Source organism: Microbacterium oxydans, from assembly GCF_900095745.1.
In the GTDB taxonomy this organism is placed as follows: Bacteria; Actinomycetota; Actinomycetes; order Actinomycetales; family Microbacteriaceae; genus Microbacterium; species Microbacterium oxydans_B.
Genome location: NZ_FMIR01000019.1, coordinates 420,710 through 445,771, shown reverse-complemented (window position 1 = coordinate 445,771; position 25,062 = coordinate 420,710). Strand labels below are relative to the sequence as shown.

At 68.4% G+C, this 25,062-nt stretch carries 26 protein-coding genes and 1 tRNA gene; 16 read left to right on the top strand and 11 right to left on the bottom strand.

What is annotated here, in order from left to right:
• Window positions 1-9 precede the first annotated feature (9 nt).
• From BQ2383_RS17690 to BQ2383_RS17675, 4 genes are read left to right on the top strand one after another with little or no spacing between them, the layout of a single operon-like run.
• On the top strand, window positions 10-531 hold the full coding sequence (locus BQ2383_RS17690; RefSeq protein ID WP_091036937.1) for an RNA polymerase sigma factor: 522 nt from the start codon (window positions 10-12) through the stop codon (window positions 529-531).
• Entirely contained in the window at window positions 531-1,511 is a 981-nt protein-coding gene (locus BQ2383_RS17685) for a hypothetical protein (RefSeq protein ID WP_091036935.1), read from the top strand. Before BQ2383_RS17690 ends, BQ2383_RS17685 begins: the two co-directional genes overlap by 1 nt.
• Window positions 1,508-1,981 (top strand): hypothetical protein, encoded by a 474-nt coding sequence (locus BQ2383_RS17680; protein WP_091036932.1) that lies wholly within the window; start codon window positions 1,508-1,510, stop codon window positions 1,979-1,981. Before BQ2383_RS17685 ends, BQ2383_RS17680 begins: the two co-directional genes overlap by 4 nt.
• Window positions 1,982-1,996: 15 nt before the next feature.
• On the top strand, window positions 1,997-2,953 hold the full coding sequence (locus BQ2383_RS17675) for a quinone oxidoreductase family protein (RefSeq protein ID WP_091037650.1): 957 nt from the start codon (window positions 1,997-1,999) through the stop codon (window positions 2,951-2,953).
• 1 nt (window position 2,954) lies between these two features.
• On the opposite strand, the gene BQ2383_RS17670 is transcribed toward BQ2383_RS17675, so the two are convergent.
• Window positions 2,955-3,602: a hypothetical protein gene (locus tag BQ2383_RS17670; RefSeq protein WP_091036929.1), complete on the bottom strand. Its 648-nt coding sequence runs from the start codon at window positions 3,600-3,602 to the stop codon at window positions 2,955-2,957.
• 193 nt (window positions 3,603-3,795) lie between these two features.
• Between BQ2383_RS17670 and leuA the strand changes: the two genes are divergently transcribed.
• Window positions 3,796-5,550 carry a 2-isopropylmalate synthase gene (gene leuA / locus BQ2383_RS17665; RefSeq protein ID WP_091036927.1) on the top strand — a complete coding sequence of 585 codons (1,755 nt, stop codon included), beginning with the start codon at window positions 3,796-3,798 and terminating at the stop codon, window positions 5,548-5,550.
• A gap of 58 nt (window positions 5,551-5,608) precedes the next feature.
• Here the strand turns inward: leuA and BQ2383_RS17660 are convergent, their stop codons facing one another.
• A complete protein-coding gene (locus BQ2383_RS17660; protein ID WP_091036924.1) occupies window positions 5,609-5,983 on the bottom strand; it encodes a VOC family protein in 375 nt (124 codons plus the stop codon).
• A 67-nt stretch (window positions 5,984-6,050) separates the two neighbouring features.
• Between BQ2383_RS17660 and BQ2383_RS17655 the strand changes: the two genes are divergently transcribed.
• Window positions 6,051-6,785 carry a TetR/AcrR family transcriptional regulator gene (locus BQ2383_RS17655; RefSeq protein WP_091036921.1) on the top strand — a complete coding sequence of 245 codons (735 nt, stop codon included), beginning with the start codon at window positions 6,051-6,053 and terminating at the stop codon, window positions 6,783-6,785.
• Between the two features lie 9 nt (window positions 6,786-6,794).
• Here BQ2383_RS17655 and BQ2383_RS17650 read toward each other — a convergent pair whose 3' ends face one another.
• Window positions 6,795-7,493, bottom strand: a complete 699-nt coding sequence (locus BQ2383_RS17650) for a trimeric intracellular cation channel family protein (RefSeq protein WP_091036919.1) — start codon at window positions 7,491-7,493, stop codon at window positions 6,795-6,797.
• Window positions 7,494-7,527: 34 nt separating this feature from the next.
• Here BQ2383_RS17650 and recO point away from each other — a divergent pair, with 34 nt between their 5' ends.
• Entirely contained in the window at window positions 7,528-8,271 is a 744-nt protein-coding gene (recO, locus tag BQ2383_RS17645) for a DNA repair protein RecO (RefSeq protein WP_091036917.1), read from the top strand.
• A complete protein-coding gene (locus BQ2383_RS17640; RefSeq protein WP_029261730.1) occupies window positions 8,268-9,071 on the top strand; it encodes an isoprenyl transferase in 804 nt (267 codons plus the stop codon). The genes recO and BQ2383_RS17640 overlap by 4 nt, the downstream gene beginning before the upstream one ends.
• Here BQ2383_RS17640 and BQ2383_RS17635 read toward each other — a convergent pair.
• Window positions 9,011-9,622 carry an AAA family ATPase gene (locus BQ2383_RS17635; RefSeq protein WP_091036915.1) on the bottom strand — a complete coding sequence of 204 codons (612 nt, stop codon included), beginning with the start codon at window positions 9,620-9,622 and terminating at the stop codon, window positions 9,011-9,013. The genes BQ2383_RS17640 and BQ2383_RS17635 overlap by 61 nt on opposite strands.
• A 70-nt stretch (window positions 9,623-9,692) precedes the next feature.
• On the opposite strand from BQ2383_RS17635, the gene BQ2383_RS17630 reads away from it, so the two are divergent.
• Complete coding sequence (locus tag BQ2383_RS17630) at window positions 9,693-10,367, top strand: DsbA family oxidoreductase (RefSeq protein WP_091036912.1); 675 nt, start codon at window positions 9,693-9,695, stop codon at window positions 10,365-10,367.
• Window positions 10,368-10,430: 63 nt separating this feature from the next.
• Here the strand turns inward: BQ2383_RS17630 and BQ2383_RS17625 are convergent, their stop codons facing one another.
• On the bottom strand, window positions 10,431-11,627 hold the full coding sequence (locus BQ2383_RS17625) for a metallophosphoesterase family protein (RefSeq protein ID WP_167381657.1): 1,197 nt from the start codon (window positions 11,625-11,627) through the stop codon (window positions 10,431-10,433).
• A 171-nt stretch (window positions 11,628-11,798) separates the two neighbouring features.
• On the bottom strand, window positions 11,799-12,293 hold the full coding sequence (locus BQ2383_RS17620) for a glutathione peroxidase (RefSeq protein WP_091036909.1): 495 nt from the start codon (window positions 12,291-12,293) through the stop codon (window positions 11,799-11,801).
• 59 nt (window positions 12,294-12,352) lie between these two features.
• Here BQ2383_RS17620 and dusB point away from each other — a divergent pair, with 59 nt between their 5' ends.
• The 5 genes from dusB (at window position 12,353) to BQ2383_RS17595 (ending at window position 17,723) form a co-directional block, all read left to right on the top strand.
• Window positions 12,353-13,507, top strand: a complete 1,155-nt coding sequence (gene dusB / locus BQ2383_RS17615; protein WP_091036907.1) for a tRNA dihydrouridine synthase DusB — start codon at window positions 12,353-12,355, stop codon at window positions 13,505-13,507.
• Window positions 13,497-14,882: a deoxyguanosinetriphosphate triphosphohydrolase gene (locus tag BQ2383_RS17610; protein WP_029261736.1), complete on the top strand. Its 1,386-nt coding sequence runs from the start codon at window positions 13,497-13,499 to the stop codon at window positions 14,880-14,882. Before dusB ends, BQ2383_RS17610 begins: the two co-directional genes overlap by 11 nt.
• Window positions 14,882-16,741 (top strand): DNA primase, encoded by a 1,860-nt coding sequence (gene dnaG / locus BQ2383_RS17605; protein WP_091036903.1) that lies wholly within the window; start codon window positions 14,882-14,884, stop codon window positions 16,739-16,741. The genes BQ2383_RS17610 and dnaG overlap by 1 nt, the downstream gene beginning before the upstream one ends.
• A gap of 36 nt (window positions 16,742-16,777) precedes the next feature.
• Entirely contained in the window at window positions 16,778-17,551 is a 774-nt protein-coding gene (locus BQ2383_RS17600) for an ATP-binding cassette domain-containing protein (RefSeq protein ID WP_091036901.1), read from the top strand.
• 96 nt (window positions 17,552-17,647) lie between these two features.
• Window positions 17,648-17,723: transfer RNA gene (locus BQ2383_RS17595), tRNA-Asn, on the top strand.
• Between the two features lie 121 nt (window positions 17,724-17,844).
• On the opposite strand, the gene BQ2383_RS17590 is transcribed toward BQ2383_RS17595, so the two are convergent.
• Window positions 17,845-19,281, bottom strand: coding sequence for an APC family permease (locus BQ2383_RS17590; protein WP_091036898.1), 1,437 nt, complete (start codon window positions 19,279-19,281; stop codon window positions 17,845-17,847).
• 44 nt (window positions 19,282-19,325) lie between these two features.
• Window positions 19,326-20,423: an alcohol dehydrogenase catalytic domain-containing protein gene (locus tag BQ2383_RS17585; protein ID WP_091036896.1), complete on the bottom strand. Its 1,098-nt coding sequence runs from the start codon at window positions 20,421-20,423 to the stop codon at window positions 19,326-19,328.
• A gap of 116 nt (window positions 20,424-20,539) precedes the next feature.
• On the opposite strand from BQ2383_RS17585, the gene BQ2383_RS17580 reads away from it, so the two are divergent.
• On the top strand, window positions 20,540-21,958 hold the full coding sequence (locus tag BQ2383_RS17580) for a PucR family transcriptional regulator (RefSeq protein ID WP_091036893.1): 1,419 nt from the start codon (window positions 20,540-20,542) through the stop codon (window positions 21,956-21,958).
• Window positions 21,959-21,981: 23 nt separating this feature from the next.
• Here the strand turns inward: BQ2383_RS17580 and BQ2383_RS17575 are convergent, their stop codons facing one another.
• Both BQ2383_RS17575 and def read right to left on the bottom strand, forming a co-directional pair.
• Window positions 21,982-22,470 carry a septum formation family protein gene (locus BQ2383_RS17575; protein WP_091036891.1) on the bottom strand — a complete coding sequence of 163 codons (489 nt, stop codon included), beginning with the start codon at window positions 22,468-22,470 and terminating at the stop codon, window positions 21,982-21,984.
• 51 nt (window positions 22,471-22,521) lie between these two features.
• Window positions 22,522-23,088 carry a peptide deformylase gene (gene def, locus BQ2383_RS17570; protein ID WP_091036889.1) on the bottom strand — a complete coding sequence of 189 codons (567 nt, stop codon included), beginning with the start codon at window positions 23,086-23,088 and terminating at the stop codon, window positions 22,522-22,524.
• 61 nt (window positions 23,089-23,149) lie between these two features.
• Here def and BQ2383_RS17565 point away from each other — a divergent pair, with 61 nt between their 5' ends.
• Complete coding sequence (locus tag BQ2383_RS17565) at window positions 23,150-24,244, top strand: DMT family transporter (RefSeq protein ID WP_244176061.1); 1,095 nt, start codon at window positions 23,150-23,152, stop codon at window positions 24,242-24,244.
• 33 nt (window positions 24,245-24,277) lie between these two features.
• On the opposite strand, the gene pgl is transcribed toward BQ2383_RS17565, so the two are convergent.
• Entirely contained in the window at window positions 24,278-25,057 is a 780-nt protein-coding gene (gene pgl, locus BQ2383_RS17560; RefSeq protein ID WP_208617693.1) for a 6-phosphogluconolactonase, read from the bottom strand.
• Window positions 25,058-25,062 lie beyond the last annotated feature (5 nt).

The following is a 25,062-nucleotide window of genomic DNA, read 5'->3' as shown; positions in this document are numbered from 1 at the left end:
CCCGGAGACATGAACTTCCGCAGCGATGACCCGAATCCGCTGCGGAACGAGGTCTTCACGCAAGTTTTCGACGCTCACTGGGCGGCGGTACGACACCACATCGAGGGAGTGGTCGGCGACGAGGCGGAAGTCACAGAGATCGTCTCGGAGGTGTTCCTGTCCGCCTGGTCCCGGCTCAGGCCCGCGCGTCCGCCCGGTCGGGTCTGGCTGCTTCGCGCCGCCGACCGGCGTCTGCGCTCTCGTTCCCGTCGATCATCGACGCCGAACGGCGCCCTCGACGCCGTGCACAGCGGAGTGTCCGGCGGCGACGAACAGCCGGGGCTGACGGGTCGCCGCGAGGTCATTCGAGCTTTGGGTGTCCTCACTCCACTTCAACGGCGTATCATCATGCTCACGTACTGGGATGGACTCGCGGTGGGGGAGATCGCGGAATTGCTGCGCGCTTCTGAGTCCCGAGTACGAAAGACGCTGGGCGTCGCGCGGGGACGTCTGCGCGACGAGCTGGGCCTGGAGGGGGCGGACAACGGGTGATGACTGACAACGCCGTGCTCGAGCGGATGCTGATCGAGGCCGACCCCGCACCGACCCCACGCGACGCGCCACCCGATGCCCGTGCTCTCGCGACCCGTGACCGCATCCTCCGCAGCGATACCGCACCGAAGCGGCGTCGGGCGCAGACGCTCGGGTGGGCGGGCGGGCTCACGGCCGTCGCCGCCTCCACCGCGTTGGTGATCGGGGTGCTCTCGCCGCAGGGCGCGGCCGTCGCCGGCACGCCCGCACCCCTAGAATTCAGCGGATCGAACACGATCGCGCAGCTCGTCGACGACGCGGAGACGGCACTCGCCGAAACCCCGGGGCCGACGGCTCCGATGCGAACGGTCAGGACGGCCTCCTGGGGCTTCCAGGTCGATGTCGACACGAAGACCACGACGGTCGTGCCGCAGCTCTCCACGCTCGTGTGGGAACCGGACGGCTCCGGGCGGATGACCATCATCGCCGGTGTGCCGTACGACCCTTCCGACGCGGTCGCCAGCAATGCCGCCGAGGTCTCGAGCAGCGGAGAGGTCGTCACCGATCTGGTGATGGAGCCGGGGGATTTCGACACTCCCTGGACGACGGTGCCCGGCGAGACCCGTGACGACATGGTGGCGGTGCTCGAGGCATTCGGCATGCCGGCAGACCCCACGGCGTTCGACGTCGAGATGGCGCTCACCTCGGTTCTCGACCAGTGGACGCTGACCGACGCGCAGCACGCGCAACTGCTGCTCCTGCTCGAGGAGGCCGGTGGTGGCGAAGCGCTGGGGAACACGACCGATCGCCTGGGGCGCCCCGTGACCGGTGTGCGCGTCCAGTCCCCGGACGGTACCGTGAGCGACCTGCTCCTGGTGTCGCGCGATACCGGACGGATCGTGGGCGTCGAGCGCACGGTCCTGAAAGCCGATGACGTGTTCCCCGCGGGCGCGATCATCTCGTATCAGATGTGGGATCTCGATGAGGAGACCGTGCGATGAAACGCACCACCCTTCTGGCCGCTGCCCTGCTCGTGCTCGTCATGACACTGGGGGCAGCCCCTGCCATGGCCGCCGCCGAAGACGACCGTGAGGTCGACCCCCTGGTCGCGGCGGTGCTCGATGAGGTGCCGGGCGGTGTCATCATCGACGGGCGGCACGCGGTGTGGCCCAAGCTCGACATGGAGCTCACCGTGCCCGCAGCCTCGGGCTTGACATCGTGGTCGGTCGGGAGCTGCACGACCGGCAGGATCTGCGCCTACAGCAGCACTTCGCTCGGCGGAGCATCCCTGACGTTCGGCACCTGTGCCGTGCACACGATCCCGTCGAGCTTCGCGGTCAAGTCCGTCGCCAACGCCCGGGGCTCCGGCTCCGTCCAGGTGCGCAACGGGTCGACCGTCCTGAGGACCGTGGCCGCCGGCGGCTGGAGCAATGTCTCCGGCACGGTCACCAACCTCCGCTGCCTCGTCTGAACCGTGTCGCAGTCGATGTCATCCGGGGAGCTGCCGCTGGCGCAGCACTGGGTGGCGACTGCGCCCGGAGGACCGGAGTCGTGGGAGTTCGTCGAGGAGCGCCTGTCGGCACCCGGGCACGGTGAGGTCACCATCCGAGTGCACGCTGCCGGCGTGAACCCCGCCGACGCGAAGCATGTCGCGTCCGGCCGGCCCGGCCTGGAGTTCCCCGTTCCGATCGGGTACGAGGTGTCCGGTGCGCTCAGCGCGGTCGGTCCGGACACCCGGATCGGCTCCGGCTCCGCGGTGATCGGCGACGAGGTCATCGCGTTCCGGGTGCGCGGCGGCTACGCGACAGAGGTGACGGTCCCGGCGGACAAGGTGTTCGCGAAGCCGTCCACGCTCACGCATTCGGAGGCGGCGAATCTGCTTCTCATCGGCACCACGGCGGCGGAGATGCTCGCGGTCACCGGGGCTGCGCCGGGGGAGACCGTACTGCTCCACGGTGCCTCGGGGGCGGTCGGTGTGAGCGTCCTTCAGCAGGCTCGGCTCCGCGGCATCCGCGTGATCGGCACCGCGAGCGCCGACCGGTTCGACGAGGTACGGCGATTCGGGGGAGAGCCCGTCCGATACGGCCCGGGGCTCGCCGACCGGGTCCGTGAAACGGCAGACGGACCGGTGGTCGCCGCGCTCGATGCCGTCGGCACTGACGAGGCCGTCGACGTGTCACTCGAGCTGGTCGCCGATCGCCGTCGTATCGTCACGATCGCCGCGCTGGGGCGCGCCGAGGCGGAGGGGATCCAGGCGATCGCCGGATCCATGCCCGCCAGTGCCCGGTTCCGCGATGAGGTGCGCAGCGAGCTGATCGCCCTCGCACAGAACGGCGACCTCGTGGTGCCCGTCGCCTGGACCTTCCCGCTCGACGAGGCGCGTCAGGCCCACCGTGTGTTGGCGACCGGTCACCCCGGCGGGAAGCTCGCCCTGATCCCGTAGGTCAGTCGATCTCGCGCAGGGCGGAGGTCACGACCACCACGTCCGCGCCGTATTCGGCATCCACCGCATCCTGGATCGTGCCGTCATCCCACACGACCTGCAGCCAGACGTATCCTCGATCCGGCCCGACCGTGAGCGCATCGGCCCCGAGACGCGCGGAGATGTCGTCCTGCACCCGCGTCAACTCGTCTTCGGCCGTCGAGCCCTCGACGCCGCCGGTCGGGTCCTCCGGAGCGACCGTGTCGTACAGCGCGAGCATGATCGGCGCGTCGGTCCGGGCGAGCCGCTCACCGTCGTACATGGCATACACGGCATACGCGCCCCAGGTCGTCTCCCCGCTGGTCTCGCTGCCGTCGACCCCGTCCCAGGTCCAGTCGTCCAGCGGTACGCCGCTGCACTGCGGCGGGTACGACTCCATGATCGCGCCCATGCACAACGCCACGCCGCCCGCGTCTTCCAGCACGGTGCCCACCCCGATCACGCGCCCCTCCGGCGGCTCGGGATGTGCGTTCTCGAGGCGCTGATCCGACGGGACAGTCGTGCTCGTCGGCGCCGCGGAGCTGCCGGGTCCTGCGGTGCAGGCGGTCAACGCGAGGAGTCCGACGGCGGATGCCAGGGCGAGGATCAGGCGACGCTGCGATGTGCTCATAACGGGGAGTGTCACCGGCCGCCGGATCGTCTCACACGCGTCGAAACCGCCACACCATCCCTGCTAGCATGACCACATGCCTTTCGGCGGTCTGCTTCTTCTTAGCTGCCGCGACGAGTCCTAAAGCTAGGGCCTTCCTCGTCGCGGCGCTTGTGTTGGCCCGTTCATCTTGACGAAGAGAAGAAGCCCCATCATGCAGAACACTCAGCGCCCGACGGCGATGCCGATTCACAAGTACCGGCCGTTCCACGAGCAGATCAACGTCCACCTGCCTGATCGCACCTGGCCCGACGCCCGCATCACCGAGGCGCCGCGCTGGTGCGCCGTCGACCTCCGCGACGGCAACCAGGCCCTCATCGACCCGATGTCGCCCGAGCGCAAGCGCGTCATGTTCGAGCTGCTCGTCAGCATGGGCTACAAGGAGATCGAGGTCGGCTTCCCGTCGGCGAGTCAGACCGACTTCGACTTCGTGCGACAGCTCATCGAAGAGAACCTGATTCCCGACGACGTCACCATCCAGGTGCTGACCCAGGCGCGCGAGCACCTGATCGAGCGCACCTACGAGTCGATCGCGGGCGCCAAGCAGGCCATCGTGCACCTGTACAACTCCACGAGTGTGCTGCAGCGCGAGGTGGTGTTCCGCACCGACAAGCAGGGCATCATCGACATCGCCCTCGAGGGCGCGCGCCTGTGCCGCAAGTTCGAGAAGACGATCCCGGACACGCAGGTCTACTACGAGTACTCGCCCGAGAGCTACACGGGCACCGAGCTCGAGTTCGCCGTCGACATCTGCAACCAGGTGATCGAGATCTTCGAGCCGACTCCCGACCGCAAGGTGATCATCAACCTGCCGGCCACCGTCGAGATGGCTTCGCCGAACGTCTACGCCGACTCGATCGAGTGGATGAGCCGCCATCTCAACCACCGCGAGAACGTCATCCTGTCGCTGCACCCGCACAACGATCGCGGCACGGCCATCGCCGCCGCCGAGCTCGGCTACATGGCCGGCGCGGACCGCATCGAAGGATGCCTGTTCGGCAACGGGGAGCGCACGGGCAACGTCGACATCGTCGCGCTGGGCATCAACCTGTTCACGCAGGGCATCGACCCGCAGATCGACTTCAGCGACATCGATCAGGTCAAGCGCACGGTCGAGTACTGCAACCAGCTGCCCGTGCCCGAGCGCAGCCCCTGGGCCGGCGACCTGGTCTTCACCGCGTTCAGCGGCTCGCACCAGGATGCGATCAAGAAGGGCTTCGAGGCGATGGAGGCCCGGGCGAGCGCGGAGGGCGTCACGGTCGACGAGATCGAGTGGGCGGTGCCGTACCTGCCCGTCGATCCGAAGGACCTGGGGCGCTCGTACGAGGCCGTCATCCGGGTCAACTCGCAGTCCGGCAAGGGTGGCGTCGCCTACCTGCTGAAGTCGGATCACGCGATCGACCTGCCGCGCAAACTCCAGATCGAGTTCTCCGGGGTCGTGCAGGCCAAGACGGATGCCGAGGGCGGCGAGGTCACATCCGACCAGATCTGGTCGATCTTCAACGACGAGTACCTGCCCGCCGACGACTCGGCGGCCAAGTGGGGCCGGTTCGAGTTGCTTGCGACGCAGACCCGCAGCGACATGTCCGGTGATGTGGTGCTCGATGTGGTGCTGCGCGACGACGACGAGCAGGTCTCGGTGTCGGGCAACGGCAACGGCCCGGTGGCGGCATTCGTCGAGGTGCTGCGTGGTCAGGGCTTCGACATCACCGTGTACGACTACGTGGAGCACGCCCTCAGCGCCGGAGGCGACGCACAGGCCGCGGCCTACGTCGAGCTGCAGGTCGGCGACCAGCGCCTGTGGGGCGTCGGCATCGACGGCGACATCTCGACGGCATCACTCAAGGCGATCGTCTCGGGTGTCAACCGCTCGATCCGCACGCGGCAGCAGGAGCTCGCGGCGGTCTGACAGTCCGCGCAGGAACGCCCCCTCGGTGACGACCGAGGGGGCGTTCGTCATTCCCTGTTCAGACCCACTGGACGAGCTGCCAGACGATGCCGTTCGGATCGGCGAACTGGCAGTAGCGCTCGCCCCACGGCTCGGTCTCCGGGGGAGTGATGACACGCGCACCCGCCGCGTCGATGCGGGCGAACTCCGCATCGATGTCCTCCACGACGAACACGAGCAGGGTGCCCTGACCCGCGGAGCCGGCGATCTCCTGGGGTCGGAAGCTTCCCAGGCCGGTCTCCAGGAAGATGAGGTTCGGTGCGTCCGGGTGCTGCAGCGAGACGAATCCCTCGGCGGACATCGCCTCCTCGAATCCGAAGTGGGTCTTCGCGAACGCGGCCGACGCGGCGATGTCGTCGACGTTGAGAGAGATGGCGGTCTGAGTGATGTTCACGGTGTCTCCTGTCTAAACTACGTACAACGTACATGGTTAAGAGATCCCGTGAGAGGATTATTCCGACATGGCCAAGAATCTGGTGGATCTCCTCTGGCGGGACGAATCGTCGGCGGCCGCGGGCGGTCGTCGTGGACCTCGGGCCCGACGTTCGACGGCGGAGGTTATCTCGCGGGCGATCGAGCTCGCCGATCACACCGATCTGGACGCCGTGACGATCCGCGCCCTCGCACAGTCACTCGAGCTGCCGCCGATGTCGATCTACACGCACGTGAACAGCCGTGCAGACCTGCTCGTCCTGATGGTCGACGTGGTGCACTCCCGGATGCGGGTTCGCTCGGTCGAGGAAGTCGGCTGGCCCGCGCGTGTGCGCGCGGTTGCCCAGGACAACCTCGACCTGCTGCGAGGGCATCCCTGGGTGCTCGACATCGCGGACCAGCGTGCCGCGCTCGGGCCCGGCACGATCGCCAAGTACGACCGTGAGCTGCATGCGTTCGATGACACGGGGCTGGGCGACGTCGAACGCGACGCGGCACTGTCCTTCCTCCTGGACTTCGTGCGAGCTGCGGCGACCAGGATGCGGGAGAGCGCCGAGAAGGAGCAGTTCGGCGCATTTTGGGCGGAGGCGGGCCCGCGTCTCGCTACCTACCTGGGGGAGGACTACCCGCTCGCGCAATCGGTCGGTCAGGCCGCGGGCGAGTCCCTGGGGACGCCCTACGATGCCGCAGTCGCGTGGGAATTCGGTCTGGCGAGGGTGGTCGACGGCCTCCGTGCGATCATCGGCGAGCGCCCGGGATCCTGAGATCGAGGCTCAGATGTCGGCGCTGGGCTTGACGATCGCGATGGCGCCCGTCTCCGCGGCCACCTTGCGGCGGTAGATGCGGCGCTGCTCCGGCAGGGAGACGTCGAACGTGACGGCGAGGATGCGGATGACGGTGGTCACGGCGATGCCGGCGATGGCAGCGATCGTGATGGGCATGCCGAGCGCCACGGCGATGACGATGAACGTGCATCCGGCGCCGGCCGCGACGGCGTAGAGCGAGCCGACGTGCATGATCGCGGTCGGCAGCCCCATGAGCATGTCGCGCAGCACGCTGCCGCCCACGGCCGCGCACACGCCGATGAACACGGCCGGCACCTCGGGGATGCCGAAGGCGAGAGCTTTGCTCGTCCCGAATGCGCCGAACATCCCGATGACCACCGCGTCGAGCACCACGATCGCCGTGTTCAAGCGGGTGAACAGACCCGCGAGAAGCATGCCGAGGAGCGCGGCCCCCGCCGCCGTGACGAGATACCACTGGTTCTGCAGGGTGGCCGGCGTCTGCCCGAGCAGGATGTCGCGGATGAGACCGCCGCCCATCCCGATCATGATGCCGATGATCGCGACGCCGAGCCAGTCGAGGCGTCGCTGACCCTGGAACCCCGACGCGAACATCGCGCCCTGGACGCCGCCGAGGCCGACGCCGAGCAGGTCCGCCCACAGCGGAATGGTGAAGAGCGGTTCGGTCACCCGTCCATTCTCCTGTACGGAGGATAATCGAGGGGTGCCCACCTACCGAGACGAAGCGGTGATCCTGCGCACTCACAAGCTCGGTGAGGCGGATCGCATCGTCACCATGCTCTCGCGGCGTCACGGCAAGGTCCGCGCGGTCGCGAAGGGAGTGCGTCGCACGTCGTCGAAGTTCGGCGCCCGGCTCGAGCCGTTCATGGTCGCCGACGTGCAGCTCTACCAGGGGCGCTCGCTCGACATCGTGCAGCAGGCGGAATCACTCGGCTCGTACGGCACGGACATCGCGGCGCATTACGACCGGTTCACCGCGGCGAACGCGATGGTGGAGACGGCCGACCGCCTGAGCGACGCCGAGGCCACCCCCGATCAGTATCTGCTCCTCGTGGGCGGGCTGAGGGCGCTGTCGCGCGGAGAGCACGTCGCGCGCAGCATCCTGGACTCCTACCTCCTGCGGGTCATGTCGCTCTCCGGGTGGGCGCCATCGCTCGACGAGTGCGCCCGTTGCGGGACCCCGGGGCCGCACGCACGATTCGTCGCGCAGCTGGGCGGACTGGTGTGCACGAACTGCGCCCCGGCCGGAAGCCCTCGCGTCGGGGAGAAGACGCTGACCCTGCTCCGCGCCTTGATCTCGGGGGAGTGGGACGTCATCGATGCGTCCGCGCACGCCGACACCGCAGCCGCGTCCGGACTCGTCTCCGCCTACGCCCAGTGGCACCTGGAGCGCGGCATCCGCTCGCTCGCCCATGTGTCGGACATCTCGTCGGAAGGACCACGATGAGCCCGAAGCCCTACACACACAAAGACGCGGTGCCCTATCGTCCGCTGGATTGGACCGGTGTGCACCCGCCGGCGTTCCGGGCCGTGCCCGAGCACGTCGCGATCGTCATGGACGGCAACGGCCGCTGGGCCAACCGCCGAGGTCTCAACCGCATCGAAGGCCACAAAGCGGGCGAGGAGGTGCTGCTCGACGTCGTCGCCGGCGCCATCCAGGCCGGGGTGAAGCATCTGTCCGTGTACGCGTTCTCGACCGAGAACTGGGCGCGCTCTCCCGAGGAGGTGCGCTTCCTCATGGGCTACAACCGCGACGTGCTGCACCGCCGCCGTGACCAGCTCAACGAGTGGGGGGTGCGCATCCGCTGGGCGGGCCGCAAGCCGCGGCTCTGGGGCAGCGTCATCAAGGAGCTGCAGCACGCCGAACAGCTCACCCGCGGCAACGACGTGCTCACCCTCACGATGTGCGTCAATTACGGCGGACGGGTCGAGCTCGTCGACGCGATGCGGGCGATCGCGGAAGACGTCGCCGCCGGGCGCGTGAAGCCCAAGGCCATCACCGAGAAGATGATCCGCCGGAACCTGTACGTGCCCGACATGCCCGACGTCGATCTCTTCCTCCGGAGCTCGGGGGAGCAGCGCACCTCGAACTTCCTGCTGTGGGAGTCGGCCTACGCCGAGATGGTGTTCCTCGACACGCTCTGGCCGGACTTCTCGCGGGAAGAACTCTGGCGGGCGATCGGCATCTACCTGTCGCGGGACCGTCGCTTCGGCGGCGCGATCGACACCCCTGACTCACCCGCCTGAGCCCGGAGCCACTGCTCGGTCTCGTTCGGAGTCCGGAGCCGGACGATCGTGAGCTGCGGGAAGCGCAGGGTGTAGTCCGGCATCCGCTCGGTCCAATGCCCCAGGGTCTTGGTCTGCCAGGCGAGGATGTTCTCGTCGGGATCGCTGCGGAACATCTGCCAGATCGGTTTCTCGACGTTGTCGTTCCACATCCGCGTGCGCAGGATGCTGCGGCGAAGCGTTCGACGCAGCAGGCGTGAGCGCACCACGCGGTACGGATAGTCCAGCCAGATCGCGAGGTCGGCGCGCGGCGTGAGGATCTCGTCGGTGCCCTTGCTCGTGTACTGCCACTCGGTGACCCAGCGGTCCTCGGCCGCGAAGGAGCGCACATCGTCGAGGAACTCGGGCCGCGGAGCCCAGTTCGGCCCGTGGAACAGGCCGTCGATCTCGATCTGGCGCAGTCCCCACACGCCGGCGACGCGGCGCGCGAGAGTGGTCTTGCCGGAACCCGTGACACCGGCGACCAGGACCCGCTCGGGCCGGAAGGGAAGCGGGTCGGCGGCGGTGAGCATCCGAGAATCCTACCGATGTCGCCTCCGCAGCCTCGGAATAGCTCGGGGGCGCATGCGGTTGGATGAAAGTGTGACTGAACCCATCTCCATCGACATCTGGTCCGACATCGCCTGCCCCTGGTGCTACATCGGCAAGCGCAACCTCGAGAAGGGTCTCGAAGCGGTCGCTGCCGATGAGGACGCGCCGCAGGTCAACATCACCTTCCACTCGTTCGAGCTGTCGCCCGACACCCCGGTCGACTTCGACGGCGACGAGATCGACTTCCTCGCCGGGCACAAGGGCATGCCGCGCGAGCAGGTCGAGCAGATGCTGTCGAACGTGACCGGTGTCGCCGCGAACGCGGGGCTCGAGTACCGCTTCGACATCCTGCAGCACACCAACACCGTGAAGGCGCACGAGCTGCTGCACTTCGCGAAGGCCGAGGGGCTACAGCACGAGATGGAGGAGCGGCTCATGTCCGCCTACTTCACCGAGGGCAAGCACGTCGGGCGCATCGATGACCTCGTGGCACTCGCGACCGAGGTGGGCCTCGACGCCGACCGCGCCCGCACGGCGCTCGAGAGCGAGCAGTACCTCCCGGCCGTGCGTCAGGATCAGGCGCAGGCACGCGCCTACGGCATCCAGGGCGTCCCCTTCTTCGTCGTCGACGGCCAGTACGGCATCAGCGGTGCACAGCCGCCGGCCGCGTTCGAGAACGTGATCCGCGACCTGTGGGCCAAGCGGGACGAACCCGTCGAAGCCTGAGAACTGCCGGACACCACGACGCCGGGGACCCGAACGGGTCCCCGGCGTCGCCTTGTGTGTGCGTCAGACGCGCTGCTGCCGCGGGGCGAGAGGCAGCGGCTCCATGGGCTGGTCGTTCGCCGTGAGGTCGATGCCGAGCTCGCGCGCGTAGACGACGCGGGTGGCGATCGTCACCTCGTCACCCGCCTCCTTGAGCTCGAACACCCGACCGCCGCGCATGCGGTTGCGCTCCGCGCCGTCGAGACCGTATGCGCCGAAACCGGTGCCGGGGGCATAGCCGAGCATGACGCCGTAGTAGTCGCCCACGTAGTCGTTGATGTGGTCATGGCCGACGAACACGCCCTTCACGTCGCCGCGCTCGAGGATCGCGTTGAACATCCCCGAGTTGAACGGACCGGGGCACTCATCTTCGTTGCGCTCACCGACGATGGCGTGCCGGGCCCTGCCGCGCGCGGCATCGGCCTCCGTGCGGGTGTCCACGCCGCCCCACCACATGAAGCGGTGCTCCCACAACGCGATGTGCAGGAACATCAGCCCCGGCACCGTGCGCCCGCGACGCTGTTCGAGACGCTGCGACTGCTCGCGGTACCAGGCCACCTGGTCCATCCGCAGCCAGTCCCAGGTCGGGTATCCGGCGAAGTCCTGGCCGTCGATCGTGCCGGGGGCGTAGCGCCCCGAGTCCATCAGCCACAGCGCGAACGCCTCGCGGTTCTTCCGGGCGGCCGAGCCGATCGACACGATCGTGTTGCTCGTGCCCGTCACGCCCCGCGTGCTCTCGGCATTCACGTTGTACTCGTACGAGCGGTAGATCTTCAGCATCCCCGCCTCGTCCACGCCCGACTGCGGGAGCGAGTCCTCGTCGTGGTTGCCGTACGTGACCGCCCAGGGGATGCGCCGGGATTCCATCGGCGTGACGACGTTGTTGATCGCCTGTTTCACCGCGAGCCGGGTCTCGCATCCGCCGGTGATCACGTCGCCGTTGATCACGACGAAATCGGGCTTCTCCTGGTCGAGCACCTTCTCCATCAGCTCGACCGTGCGACGGTCGGTGAGCTCATCGTCCTGCGTGTCGTTGAACTGCACCACCTTGAAGGTCCCGTCGGCACGGAACCGCAGACCGCGGCCTGGCCCGGCGCCTGCCGGGGCGATGTCCGTGGCAGCAGCCGCTGCGGCGGTGCCGACCGGCAGGGCGGTTCCGAGAGCGCCGAGCGCTCCAGCGGTGAGGACGGTGCGCCGGCTGATCGGCAGACGGTCGGGCATGTGTGGTCTCCTTCGTCTTCGGGCGATGTTCGCCGCGGTGAGACTAGGGAGGCCAGATGGCGTCGGACTGACGAGGAGGTGAACGAGACCCGTGTTCGAGCGCGGATCAGCGCGGGGCGCAGCTGACGTGGAGGTGAACGGCGCGGGCCGCTGCGTTCGATCCGGTCGCGTCTAGCGGGTCAGTGCCGCCTCGATCGCGCTGACGATCTCCGGTGCGTCCGGCTTCTGCTTCGGGCGGAAGCGCACGACGTCACCGTCGGGCAGCACGAGGAACTTCTCGAAGTTCCACTCGACCCGCCCGGCCTTGCCGCCCTGGTCCGGGGTCTCCTTGAGCGCCTTGTAGAGCTCCGACGCGTTCTTGCCGTTCACCTTGACCTTGTCGTTGACGGGGAAGGTGACGCCGTAGGTCGTCGAGCAGAACTCGAGGATGTCGTCGACGGAACCCGGCTCCTGGCCGAAGAACTGGTTGCAGGGGAAGCCGACGACGGTGAAACCGCGGTCGCCGTACAGGCGCTGCAGCTCCTCGAGCTGCTCGTACTGGGGGGTGAGTCCGCACTTGGACGCCACGTTGACCACCAGCACGACGTCGGCGCCGAGATCGTCGAGCGTCTTCTCCTCGCCCTTGGCGTCGGTGAACGGGATCGAACGGAGCGCGGAATCGGTCATATTCACAGCTTAGGTCGCAGCATCCCTCCTGGCTCCGCGTCTGGGAGAATGAACAGGACATGACTCTCGCCACCGCCCCCGCCCGCCCCCTTCGCATCGGCCCGATCGACCTCGACGTGCCGGTCGTCCTCGCACCCATGGCGGGTATCACCAACACCGCCTTCCGGCGCCTGTGCCGCGAGTACGGCGCCGGGCTCTACGTGAGCGAGATGATCACCTCGCGTGCGCTGGTCGAGCGCAACGAGACGACCATGCGTCTGATCCGGCACCACGAGTCCGAGACGCCGCGGTCCATTCAGCTCTACGGTGTCGACCCGAAGACGATCGCCGAGGCCGTGCGCATCATCGTCGCGGAAGACCACGCCGACCACATCGACCTCAACTTCGGATGCCCGGTGCCCAAGGTCACCCGCCGCGGTGGGGGAGCAGCGCTCCCGTGGAAGTCGAAGCTGTTCGCCGACATCGTCGACCAGGCGGTCAAGGCCGCCGGTGACGTGCCGCTGACGGTCAAGATGCGCAAGGGCATCGACAAAGACCACCTGACCTTCCTCGATGCCGGGCGCGCGGCGGAGGACGCCGGTGCAGCTGCGGTGGCCCTGCACGCGCGCACCGCGGGCGAGTTCTACTCCGGATTCGCCGACTGGAACGCGATCGGCGAACTGAAGCAGGCCGTCACGAGCATCCCCGTGCTGGGCAACGGCGACATCTGGTCCGCCGACGATGCCGTGCGCATGATGGCGCAGACCGACTGCGACGGTGTCGTGGTCGGACGCGGGTGCCTCGGACGCCCCTGGCTGTTCGGCGAGCTCGCCACCGCATTCGGTGGCGAGGGCAAGACGGTCGACGCCACGCTCGGGTTCGTCGCGAACGCCTTCCGTCGGCATGCCGAGCTGCTGGTCGAGTTCTTCGAGGACGAAGATCGCGGCTGCCGCGACATCCGCAAGCACGTCTCCTGGTACTTCAAGGGATACCCGGTCGGTGGTGACATCCGCACCGGGCTCGCCACCGCATCCAGCCTCGCGGAGATCGACGACTTCCTCGGGCGACTCGATCACACCGCTCCGTATCCCGGTGCGGATGCCGAGGGGCAGCGCGGACGTTCCGGACACCCGAAGCGGACGGCACTGCCGGACAAATGGCTGGAGTCGCGAGAGCTCGCCTCGTCGGCCTCGGAGATGATGCGTGGAGCGGAGATCGAGAACAGTGGCGGTTGACCCTCAGGTCGGCCTGCGCGCCGACGGCTACGACGCGCGCGATGCCGAGCGCTTCTTCGCCGAGACCCATCGATCCGAGCGCAACGACTTCGCCCGCGACCGCGCACGCGTGCTGCACTCTGCCGCGCTGCGCCGGCTCGCGGCGAAGACACAGGTGCTGAGCCCGGCCAGCACGGCCGACTTCGCCCGCAACCGCCTGACGCATTCGCTCGAGGTGGCGCAGGTCGGGCGGGAGCTCGCGGTCGCCCTCGGCGTCTCAGCCGATGTGGTCGACACCGCCTGCCTGAGCCACGACCTGGGCCACCCGCCGTTCGGACACAACGGCGAGCGGGCGCTCAACGAGTGGGCGGAGCCGATCGGCGGGTTCGAGGGCAACGCCCAGTCGCTGCGGATCCTCTCCCGGCTCGAGGCCAAGGTGCTCGACGACGATGACCGTTCGGTCGGCCTGAACCTGACCCGCGCCAGCCTGGACGCGACGTGCAAGTACCCGTGGACGGTCGACAGCCCGGTGCCCGACCCCGGTGGGCGGCTCAAGTTCGGCGTGTACCCCGAAGACGAGGCCGTGTTCCGCTGGATGCGCGAGGGAGCGCCCGGCCGCCTGCGGTGCATCGAGGCCGAGATCATGGATCTCTCCGACGACATCGCGTACTCGGTGCACGACTTCGAGGATGCGATCGTCAATGGCTACGTCGATGTCGCTCAACTGGCCGACCCGCGTGCGCACGACGCGCTCCTCGGCCGCATCCAGCAGTGGGTGGGCTACGACTTCACGCGCGACGAGCTGGCGGATGCGCTGTACCGCCTATCGTCGCAGCCGATGTGGCTGGCGTCTTTCGACCGTTCCCGGCAGGCGCTCGCCCGTCTCAAGAACCTCACGAGCGATTTGATCGGCCGCTTCGCCAAGGCCGCGGTCGCCGCCACCAAAGAGGCGTACGGAAGCACGGCACTCGTTCGCTACAACGCCCATGTCGTCGTCCCGCGGGTGATCGAGGTGGAGATCGCCGTGCTCAAGGGCATCATGGGTCAGGCCATCGTCACGATCGAGGCCCGCAAGGGGGTCTACAAGGAGCAGCGACGCGTTCTGACGCGGCTCGCCGAAGCGCTGTGGTCGACTGACGCCCTGTGGTCCGCCGGATCCGACGTGCTCGAGCCCGCGTTCGCCGCGGACTTCATCGCGGCGGAGAACGACGCCGAGCGTGCCAGAGTCGTCGTGGATCAGATCGCGAGCCTCACTGACCAGAGTGCGATCGACTGGCACAACCGGCTCGTGGGAGAGATCGATCCGGCCGAGGTGGGCATCTGGACTCCTCGTCACGCCCGACCCGGGGCTCGCGCGCACGCCGAGAGGCGGCCCATCGCCGAAGGGGCGCGCTGATGCCGCGGATCCGGCAGGCCGATGTGGACGAGGTCAAGGCGCGCACGAACATCGCCGACATCGTCGGTGAGCGCGTCGCGCTCAAGTCGGCGGGCGTGGGTTCGCTCAAGGGGCTGTGTCCCTTCCACGACGAGAAGAGTCCGAGCTTCCATGTGCGCCAGCAGGTGGGCTACTACCACTGCTTCGGCTGCGGCGAGTCGGGCGACGTCTACTCGTTCCTGCGCGAGATGGACCACGTCAGCTTCACCGAGGCTGTCGAGCGTCTCGCCGGCCGCATCGGGTACACGCTGCACTATGAGGACGGGGGAGCGGCTCCGGAGACGAGCGGCCGCAGCCGCCTCTACGCGGCCAACACCGCGGCCGCGGAGTTCTTCCGTGCCCAGCTCCTCACACCGGATGCGGAGGCCGGCCGCCGCTTCCTCGGGGAGCGCGGCTTCGACGCCGGAGCCGCGGCGCATTTCGGCGTCGGCTTCGCGCCGCGCGGCTGGGACGGCATGCTCAAGGCGCTCACCGCGCAGGGCTTCACGCGTGAAGAGCTCAGCAACGCCGGACTGGTCTCCACCGGGCAGCGCGGCGTCTACGACCGGTTCCGCGGGCGCCTGGTGTGGCCGATCCGCGACGTCTCGGGTCAGACGATCGGGTTCGGCGCGCGCAAGCTCTTCGACGACGACAACGGTCCGAAGTACCTGAACACGCCCGAGACCCCGATCTACAAGAAGGCCCAGGTCCTCTACGGGCTCGACCTCGCCAAGCGCGACATCGCGCGCGGCGACCCCCGCCGCGTCGTGGTGGTCGAGGGGTACACCGATGTGATGGCCTGCCACCTCGCCGGTCTCACCACGGCCATCGCGACGTGTGGCACGGCCTTCGGCACCGACCACATCAAGGTGCTGCGGCGCGTGATGGGCGATGACAACGCCTCGGGCGAGGTCGTCTTCACCTTCGACGGCGATGAGGCCGGCCAGAAGGCCGCGCTACGCGCCTTCACGGAGGACGATCGGTTCAATGCGCAGACCTTCGTCGCGGTCGCGCCCGACGGCCTCGACCCGTGCGATCTGCGTCTCCAGCGCGGTGACGCGGCCGTTCGCGGGCTGATGGACACCAAGCAGCCGATGTTCGAGTTCGCGATCGACCGCAAGCTGGGTGGCTTCGATCTCTCCACTGTCGAGGGGCGCGTCGGTGCGCTGAGGGCTGCCGCGCCGATCGTGGCCGAGATCCGCGACCAGCTTCTCCGCCCGGGTTACGAGCGTGTTCTGGCGCGGCGACTCGGGATGGATCCCACCGAGGTGCGCAGTGAGGTCGAGCGGGCGGCGCGCGGCGGTTCCACGCCGCAGCACGTACGTCGCGAGGCTCCGCAGGTCGATCCCGCGACCGGGGCATCCGTCGTGGCACCGGTCACTCTCGCGAGCCTTCCGCGCAGCCCCGATGTCGCCGTCGAACGCGACGCGCTGATGGGGGCTCTGCAGTATGGGCATCAGGTCGATCAGGCCCTCCTGAATCGGGCGCTGGGAATGCCGTTCCGCACTCCGGGTCTCGACGCCGTGCGCGAGGCCGTGGCAGCGGCCCCCGACCGCACCAGGGCCGGCTGGGTGACGGAGGCCGTCAACAGCGTCCGCGAGCCCTACCGCTCGCTGGCGGGTGAGCTGCTGATGACGCCTTTCCCCGCTCGAGACGAGGAACGTGCCGTCGCCACCGTGGCCGACCTCGCCCGACGACTCGTCCTGCGCCAGCTCGAGCGCGACAAGCAGGAGCTCCTCGGCGCCGTGCAGCGCGTGCCGGCGGATTCCGATGGGGGCCGTGCACTGCGGATGCGCCTTCGCGACATCGATGCCGAGCGTCAGCGCTTCGCCGAGTCGTAACGCTGTCCGGCACCGCGAAGACGGCAGGATGGACACATGTCCCGCAGGCCAGAATCCACGAACGCGATCGATAGCTCCGATCTCGTGATCGACCGGATCGGCCACGGGATGCCGACCCGCGCCGTTGACGGCGTCACCTTCTCTCTCGCTCCCGGGGGACTGATCTGCGTCGCCGGCCCCACGGGTTCCGGGAAGTCGACTCTGGTCGCCGCTCTCGCCGGTTCCACCGACCCCTCGGTGAAGGTCGTCGGCGGAAGCGCTCAGGTGTGCGGCGTCGACGTGCGCCGGCCGGGACGCAAACACCGCATCCTCACTTACCGCACGGGCTTCGTCCCGCAGGGGGCGGGTGCGGACCTGCCGCCGCGGCTGACCGTGAACGAGGTCATCGCCGAGCCGATCCTCGTCCGCGAGCGCAAGGTCAACACCAAGGCGCTCTCGATCCGCGTCGCGACCCTCCTGGACGAGTTGCACCTCCCGCTCGGCACTGCGGCCAAGTTCCCGTACGAGCTCAGCGCCGGCATGCGCCAGCGTGTCGCGATCGCGCGCTCGTTCGTCCTGGAGCCGAAGGTGCTGATCGCCGACGAGATCCTCGCGAACCTCGACCTCGAAGTGCGACCGGTGGTCTTCGATGCCATCACCCGACGCCGTAAGGAGCAGGGGATGGCCGCGCTTCTCGTCACCAACGATGCGGACTTCATCCGCGAGCTCAACGCCGAGACTCTGATGCTGCGTGCCGGTCACGTGGTCGCCCGTGGCGTCGGACGGGACCTGCTGTGGGTGCCGAATGCGGAGTCGGATTCTCGCCGCTGAGCACGACACGCCCGGCATCCGTGAAGGGTGCCCCGGTGTCATGAAGTCGGTCCGGAGTTTGCTAAGCTTGTCGAGTTGCCCGCTGAGCGGGCACATTCCTCGGTAGCTCAATTGGCAGAGCAGCCGGCTGTTAACCGGCAGGTTCTTGGTTCGAGTCCAAGCCGGGGAGCCAACGAGAAAAGCCCCCTCCACGGAGGGGGCTTTTCTCGTTCAGGTGCGGGGTCGAACAGTTGATCCGAGGAGAAGAGCCCCTTCGGCCGAAGGGGCCCTTCTCGTCAGCGGGGAAGACGGTGTCAGCCCACGCCCTCCATGGCGCTCGTCTCGGTGTTGCCGATCCTCGCGATCACGTCGGGTCGACGACGCGAAAGGTAGAGGTACCGGGTCAGCGCGAGGGCGACGGTGGCCAGGAAGATGTACGGGATCACGTTGTACGGGAACGCCGGGACTGGCCAGACGTTCGCGAAGAACACGTACGCCATGGTCACCACCGCGATGGTCGCGCACACCTTCACGAGACCGTTGCGCATCTTCGCCCGCTGCGTGTAGACGACGCAGGCGATCGCGACGAGGGCATAGGCGACCATGTAGCCGTAGGTGCCCCAGGTGTTCACCCAGACGAGGATGTCGCCGGTCGCCGCGCCCGAGATCAGCAGCACGATGTCGACCGCGATCGCGGCTGCGCCGGCGATGATCAGCACACGGTGCGGGGTCAGGTGCTGCTCATGGGTGCGACCGAACCGCTCGGCGACCACGCCCTCCTTGCCCATGACGTACACGATGCGTCCGATCACGTTGAGCGGAGCGACGACGACCGCGAAGAACGAGGCCGAGACCCCGATCGTGAGGGCGGCGGCGAACCAGCTCGGCATGCCGATGAGAGCCGACATGCTCTCCAGCGGGCTGGCTGAGGTGGCGAGGTCGTCGCCCAGCACCGTGATCTGCGTATACGCGGCGAACACGTAGAGGACACCGACGCCGAGCGCGCTCCACATGATCGCGCGGGGGATCGCCTTGTACGGCTCCTTGGCCTCGCGACCGAGTGCGTCAGCGGAGGAGAACCCGACGAACCCGAGAATGCCGAGCACCATGCCCGACGCGACCCCCTGGAACGAGGATCCGGTGGCGAGCACCTGAGCGGGGTCCCACGCGGCGGGTCCGGCCCAGATGAGCGCTGCGACCAGGAGCACGAGGATGATGCCCACGGAGAGGAGTTCGAGAACGAGCGAGATGCGCGCGGACAGGCGGATCCCGCGGATCGTGAACAGGGTCGCCAGTCCGCCGAGGATGATCGCGAGCCCGATGTCCCATCCGAGTCCCTGAGCGGGAAGCCCGAGCATGCGGAGGAACTGCGCCATGTAGCTGACGGAACCGCTGAGGGAGGCGGACGCGATGCCGAAGCAGCCGATCAGCAGGGTGACCCCGGCGAGGAAGGCGCCGAACGGTCCGAGTCCCTTCGACACGTACGTGTACAGCGACCCGGCAGATGCGTGCTTGCGGGCGAACACGACGACGCAGTAGCCGACGCAGAGGATGACGATGGTCGCGAGGGCGAAGGCGTAGATGGTGCCGTTGCCTGCACCGAGGAAGATGGCCGCCGCGGTGAAGGCGATGACGGCGCTGGGGGCGATGTTGGCGATGGCCTGGGCCGCGAGTTCCGGCCCGCTCATGACGCCGGTGCGAAGACCGGCATCCTTGGGGGCACCAGGCGGGGCGACGACGGTGTCTGACATGGTTCTCCTGTATTCGGGTTTCAGGGTGGGGATGCGGTGTGCGGTCAGGGGATGAGGAGCGTGCGAAGTGCCGAACCGGTCTCGAGATCGTCGAGCGCGGCTGCGGCCTCGGAGAGCGGTCGCCGTCCGGAGATCAGCGGGTCGATCTTGAGCTGCCCATCCATGTAGCGGTCCACGAGCGCGGGAACGTCGATGGAGGGCCGGACGGAGCCGTAGTTCGATCCGAGGATGCGCTGGTCGGCTTCGGCGAGGACGAGGGGTTCGAAGGAGGCGCGCGCCCCGGTCGGCGGGAGACCCACGATCACCGCGGCGCCGCCGAGTCCGAGCATCTGGATCGACTGCTCCGTCGTGATCGTGCGTCCGATCGCATCGAAGGCGTAGTCGACCCCGTCGGGGATCAGCTCGCGCAGCTGTGCGACGGCATCGCCCTGCGAGGCGTCGATGCGGTCGGTCGCGCCGAACTGCAGGGCGAGCTGGGTCTTCTCGGGGCGTACGTCGATCGCCACGATGCGCTCCGCACCGGCGAGGCGTGCTCCTTGGACCACGTTGAGTCCCACGCCGCCGCAGCCGATGACCGCGACGGTGGCACCAGGCTCGACGGCGGCGGTGTTGAGTACGGCGCCGACCCCCGTCGCGACAGCGCAGCCGACGACGGCGACGACGTCGAGCGGTGCGTCGTCGCGGACCTTCACGGCACCGGATGCCGGGACCACGACCTCCTCGGCGAAGGAGGAGACACCGAGATAGTGGTGCAGCGGCTCGCCGTCGCGGCTGAGACGCGAGGTCCCGTCGAACAGCACACCGAGCGGTGCGACCACGGTCGCGACCTTCTGGCAGCGAGCCTCGTGCCCGGCGCGGCAGTATCGACACTCGCCGCACGGCGGCACCCAGCTCAGCACGACGTGATCGCCTACGGCGAGTGTCGTGACGCCTTCGCCGAGTTCGGTGACGACGCCGGATCCTTCGTGGCCCATGACCAGGGGAGCGGCGGCGTCCCACTCACCACGCTTGACGTGCAGGTCGGAGTGGCACACGCCGGCGGCGGCGATTCGCACGCGGACCTCGCCGGCGCGCGGGGGTGCGAGGTCGACGTCGACGAACTCGATCGGAGACTGCGGATCGCGGAAGACAACAGCTTTCATGACATCCTTCGGGTGGAGAGGGGATGCGCACGATGCTAGGAGAGCGCGCCCGGTCAGAGCATCCGACAAATGTGTGAAAGGCGTGGCCTGCACTCGACATTTCGTATGATCGAGACATGGTTCGTGATGTCGTCTCCGTAGCGCGGTACCTCGACGGCGAACTGCTGCAGGGCGAGGTCCCGAGCGCCCGGCACGTGAATTCGGTCGTCAGGATCGATTCGTTCGGCGTCCCGACCGATCGACTCTTCGCGACACTCGTGACGACAGATGAGCAGCCGATCCTCGCGCTCATCGACGATCCGGAGCGAGCCGCACTCCTGAGGGAGGTCGTGCTCGTCACGAGCGCCGACACACCTCCTCTGCGTCAGGTGCTCTCCGCAGCGCGGATCACCGCGATCGTTGGTGCACGTACATCGCAGGAACTGCTCATGCCTCGGCTCACGGCCCTCCTCGCCGTTGACCAGGCCGCGGAGGCGAGAGCGATCACCTCGGCGATGCGGGTTCTCACGCTCGCGGCTCGACGCAGCGGGATCACGGGCGTCATCGCCGAACTCGCACACCGGATCGACGGGTGGGCCGTGCTCCTCGACCGGCATGGCGAGGTGATCACGACGGCGGGAGCGGGAAGCCTGCACATCGACGACGCGATGGCGGTCGCGACCGGCCGCCCGGTCCGTGTGCGTCACCGCGCCCTGCAGGTCCATCCGGTGGGGCCGGGGCAGGACATCAGCGCACGACTCGTCACCGCTCCGCGAAACGACAGCTCCGGTCGAGGGAGAGAGCTCAGCTCGCAGGCCGCGGCGCTGCTCGACCTCCTCATGAGAACGCGCGACAGCAGTCATCTCGAGCGTCTCGGCCGATCGATGATGCTCGAAACGGTTCTCGAGGGCGGCGACGGAGCCATGCGTCTGCTCCGTCGCTGGGGCGTGCACGAACGGACGCTGGTGGGATTTGCTCTGGCATCGCGCACGAGCGGCGTCGATGTCGAGCATCTGCTCGCGCTCTGGCTCGACGAGCTGGGTGCCGAGCACGTTTTCACGTCTCAGCGCGGTTTCATCCATGGGCTCCTGCGCGAGGAGCACGCGGAGGAGATCGCGCACAGGGTCCGTGCTTTCGCATCGACGCTCTACCTCGGTCTCGGGCGGTCGGCCGGCACGGATGAGCTGGCGCGAAGTGTCGATGAGGCGCGTCAGGCGTGCGAGGCGGCCCGTACCAGTGGTGAACGCGTGGTGAGCTACGCCGCGATTCCGACTGTTTCCTTCGTGCTTGAGCAACTCGCCCCGGAGCAGGCGCAGCGGATCGGCCGACTGCTCGATCCGCTCCGTTCGGGGGATCAAGGAACCGAACTCATCGAGACGCTGCGGGTCTTCCTCGCCACCAACAGTGCGTGGGGCGAGAGCGCCAGCCGCCTGCAGATCCACCGACAGACCCTGACGGCACGCATCCGGCGGATCGAGGATCTGATTGGGCTGTCGTTGGCGGACCCGGATGATCGTGTCGCCGCGTGGCTCGCGCTGCGCGCATCGGACGGCTGAGAGCCACCGGTGAGGCTGTGTGGTCAGCGCGCGGCGCCTTCGAGCGTTCCCTCGGTCTGCCCCGCTGGGTCGACCAGCACGCAGTAGACGACGCGCCCGCCGGGCTGGTCCCATGTCTCCTCCGTCGGGGGGATGAGATACACGCCGAGCGCGGATTCCTGCCGCGGTACCCCGACGAAGTCCGTGAACGGATCCCCGATGCAGTCGAGGGTGGCGGCTTCGATCGCTTTCTGCGAGAAGGCGCCGCCGGGCATCTCGATCTCGTGGAAGACCTCTTCGTCGTGGGGTTCGGCGCAGGGGACGACTTCCGCGTCTTCGGGAAGGCCGCTGGTGGCTTCGAGGCGACAGTCGCCGACAGCCACAGCGGGAGTCTCGCTCTTCGCGACACCGGCGCCGTCGCCCGTCGCGCTGCGTTCCGGGGAGGGGTCGGCGGTTCCGCAGCCGGTCAGGGCGACCGCGACTGTCAGGGCACACGCGGCGAAGAGCAGCGGGGTCCGTTCGTACGGCTTCATGTTGGTCTTCCTTCGTGCCTTCGGGGACACGATGTCCGCTTGTGCTGCGGCTCAGCCCTCGAGGTCGTCCACGCCGGGCATCCAGCTCGCCCCCGGACGCCCCCAGCCGCGCTTACGGGCGATCTTCTGCACCGTCTTCCAGTCGCCGTCCGAGAGACGATCCACATAGAGGATGCCGTCGAGGTGATCGAACTCGTGCTGCATGATCCGGGCGCGCCATCCGTCGACGTCGATCGTGACCGGTCGACCTTCCAGATCGGTCGCGGTCACGTGGACCCGCTCCGAGCGACGCAGCGGGAATCGTTCGCCGGGGAAGGAGAGGCAGCCCTCGGATTCGAGGTCGGGGTCGGGGTCGCCCGGTTCGAACGGCACCATCCAGAGCTCGGGGTTGATGAGCACGCCGCGCCACGGCTGATCGTCGTCGTCCACGTAGGCGTAGGTGTAGATGCGCAGGGGGACGCCGACCTGCGGGGCGGCCAGCCCGACGCCCGGCGCGGTGTCCATCGTCTCGAACATGTCGGCGACGAGCGTGCGGATGTCGTCGGTGATCTCGTCGACGGGGGATGCGGGGGAGTGCAGGACGGGGTCGCCCATGATGCGAATCGGAAGTACAGCCACGTCACAACCCTAGTCGGCGGCGCTCGCCCGGTAGGCTCGTACCGTGACTGCTGGGGTGTGGATGAACGGGGCCGAACAGGTCGGCGATCAGCTCGTCGGAGCCTTCCAGGACCCCGGAATCCTCCTGGGGATCCCTCTCGCCCTCGCCGGAGCGGTGTTCATGTCGCTCGGCGCGCAGTACCAGCATCGCGGCGTCGAGAAGGTCGAGCGTCTCAGCGGCGCTGATGGGGCGTCGGGACTCAGCCTCAACCAGATCAAGCGGCTGTTGACTCGGCCGTCCTGGCTGGTCGGAACGCTCATGCTCGGGCTCGCGGTCATCTGTCAGCTCGCGGCCCTCGTCCGAGCGCCGCTGATCGTGGTCCAGCCACTGGGAGCGATCGCACTCGTCATCACGACGCTGCTGAATGCGAGGGTCTCCGGTCACAGTCCGACGAGACAGTCGCTCACAGCCATAGCCTGCTGCGTCGGAGGCATCTTCCTCTTCGTCTTCTTCGCCGCGATCTACGCGACCGAGCAGGAGGTGACCGATCGCGAGCTCTTCGTGATCCTGGCCCTCCTGCTGGTGGTCATCATCATCCTCGGTGCCTGCTGGCTGATACTCCGTCACCGCATGCGCGCGCTGTTCTACGTGGTCGGCGCCGGCGTGCTCTACGGCTTCGTCGCCACCCTCGCCAAGGTCGTCATCAAGCGCATCGAGGCCGGTCAGTTCGAGTGGATCACCGCGATCTGTGTCTTCGCCCTGCTCGCCGCGGCCGCGGTCGGCGGTTACTTTGTGCAGACCGCCTACAGTTCGGGCCCGCCCGACCTGGTGATCGCCGGTCTCACCGTCGTCGATCCGCTGGTGGCCGTCGTGATCGGCATGGTCGTTCTCGGCGAGGCCGCAGCTGCACCGCCATGGGTCATGGTGATCTTCGCGATCGCGGGAGCCATCGCCGTGTGGGGAGTGGTGGGCCTCGCCCGCTACCACCCGCAGGTGCTCAGCGACAGCCAGGAGCTGGGAATCGAGCGCGGGAGCACGCCCGCCGCGCAGAGTCAGGGAGCTTCCGGCGACCCCTCGACCTCGCGGGCCGCGGGCGTCGACACTCCCGATCGCCCGGAGAGCCCGGACGACGGCGACCTGCCGCCGGGCCGCTCCGGTCCCCCCGAGCAGCCGTAGCCGCCCGAACGAGGACCGGGAGCGACGCGACGGTCAGTACGCCTGATCGATGAGGTCGGGTGAGACCTCGGAGGCGGCGGCCTCATCCACGAAGAACACGGTGCGCTTGCGCCCCTTGGCGCCGGCAGCCGGCACGCTCGTGTAGCTCGCACCGGCGAGGGCGAGTCCGAGTGCCGAGGCCTTGTCGGCGCCGGTGAGCACGAGCCACACCCGCTTCGATGAGTTGAGCACCGGGCGCGTGAGCGTGACGCGCTCGGGCGGGGGTTTCGGAGAATCGCGGACGGGGAGCGCAGCGGCGTCGGTGACCGTGACTTCCTCCCGATCCGGGAACAGCGAGGCGATGTGTCCGTCCGGGCCGACGCCCAGGAAGCAGACGGCGAACGACGGCCACGGGTGCTCGTCGGTGCCGAAACGGGCGAGTTCGGCGGCATATGCCGCGGCCGACTCGTCGAGCGTGAGCCCGGTCTCCGGCCCTGCCACCTCGTGCACGTTCTCGGCGGGCACGGGAATGTGGTCGAGGAGCGCCTCGCGCGACTGCAGGGAGTTCCTGTCCGCGTCGTCTCGCGGGACGAACCTCTCGTCACCCCACCAGAAGTGCACGAGCGACCAGTCGATCGCGGCCGACCGCGGATCGTCCGCCGCTACGCGCAGCACGGCACCACCCATCGAACCTCCCGTGAGGGCGATGTGGGCGACTCGACCGTTCCGTGTGCGCGCGCGAACACGCGTGAGGAAACGGTCTGCTACTCGGGCGGCGAGGGCGGCGGGGGTGGATTCCACCACGACCCGCTTCTCTGCGGACGATACCGGCATCGACG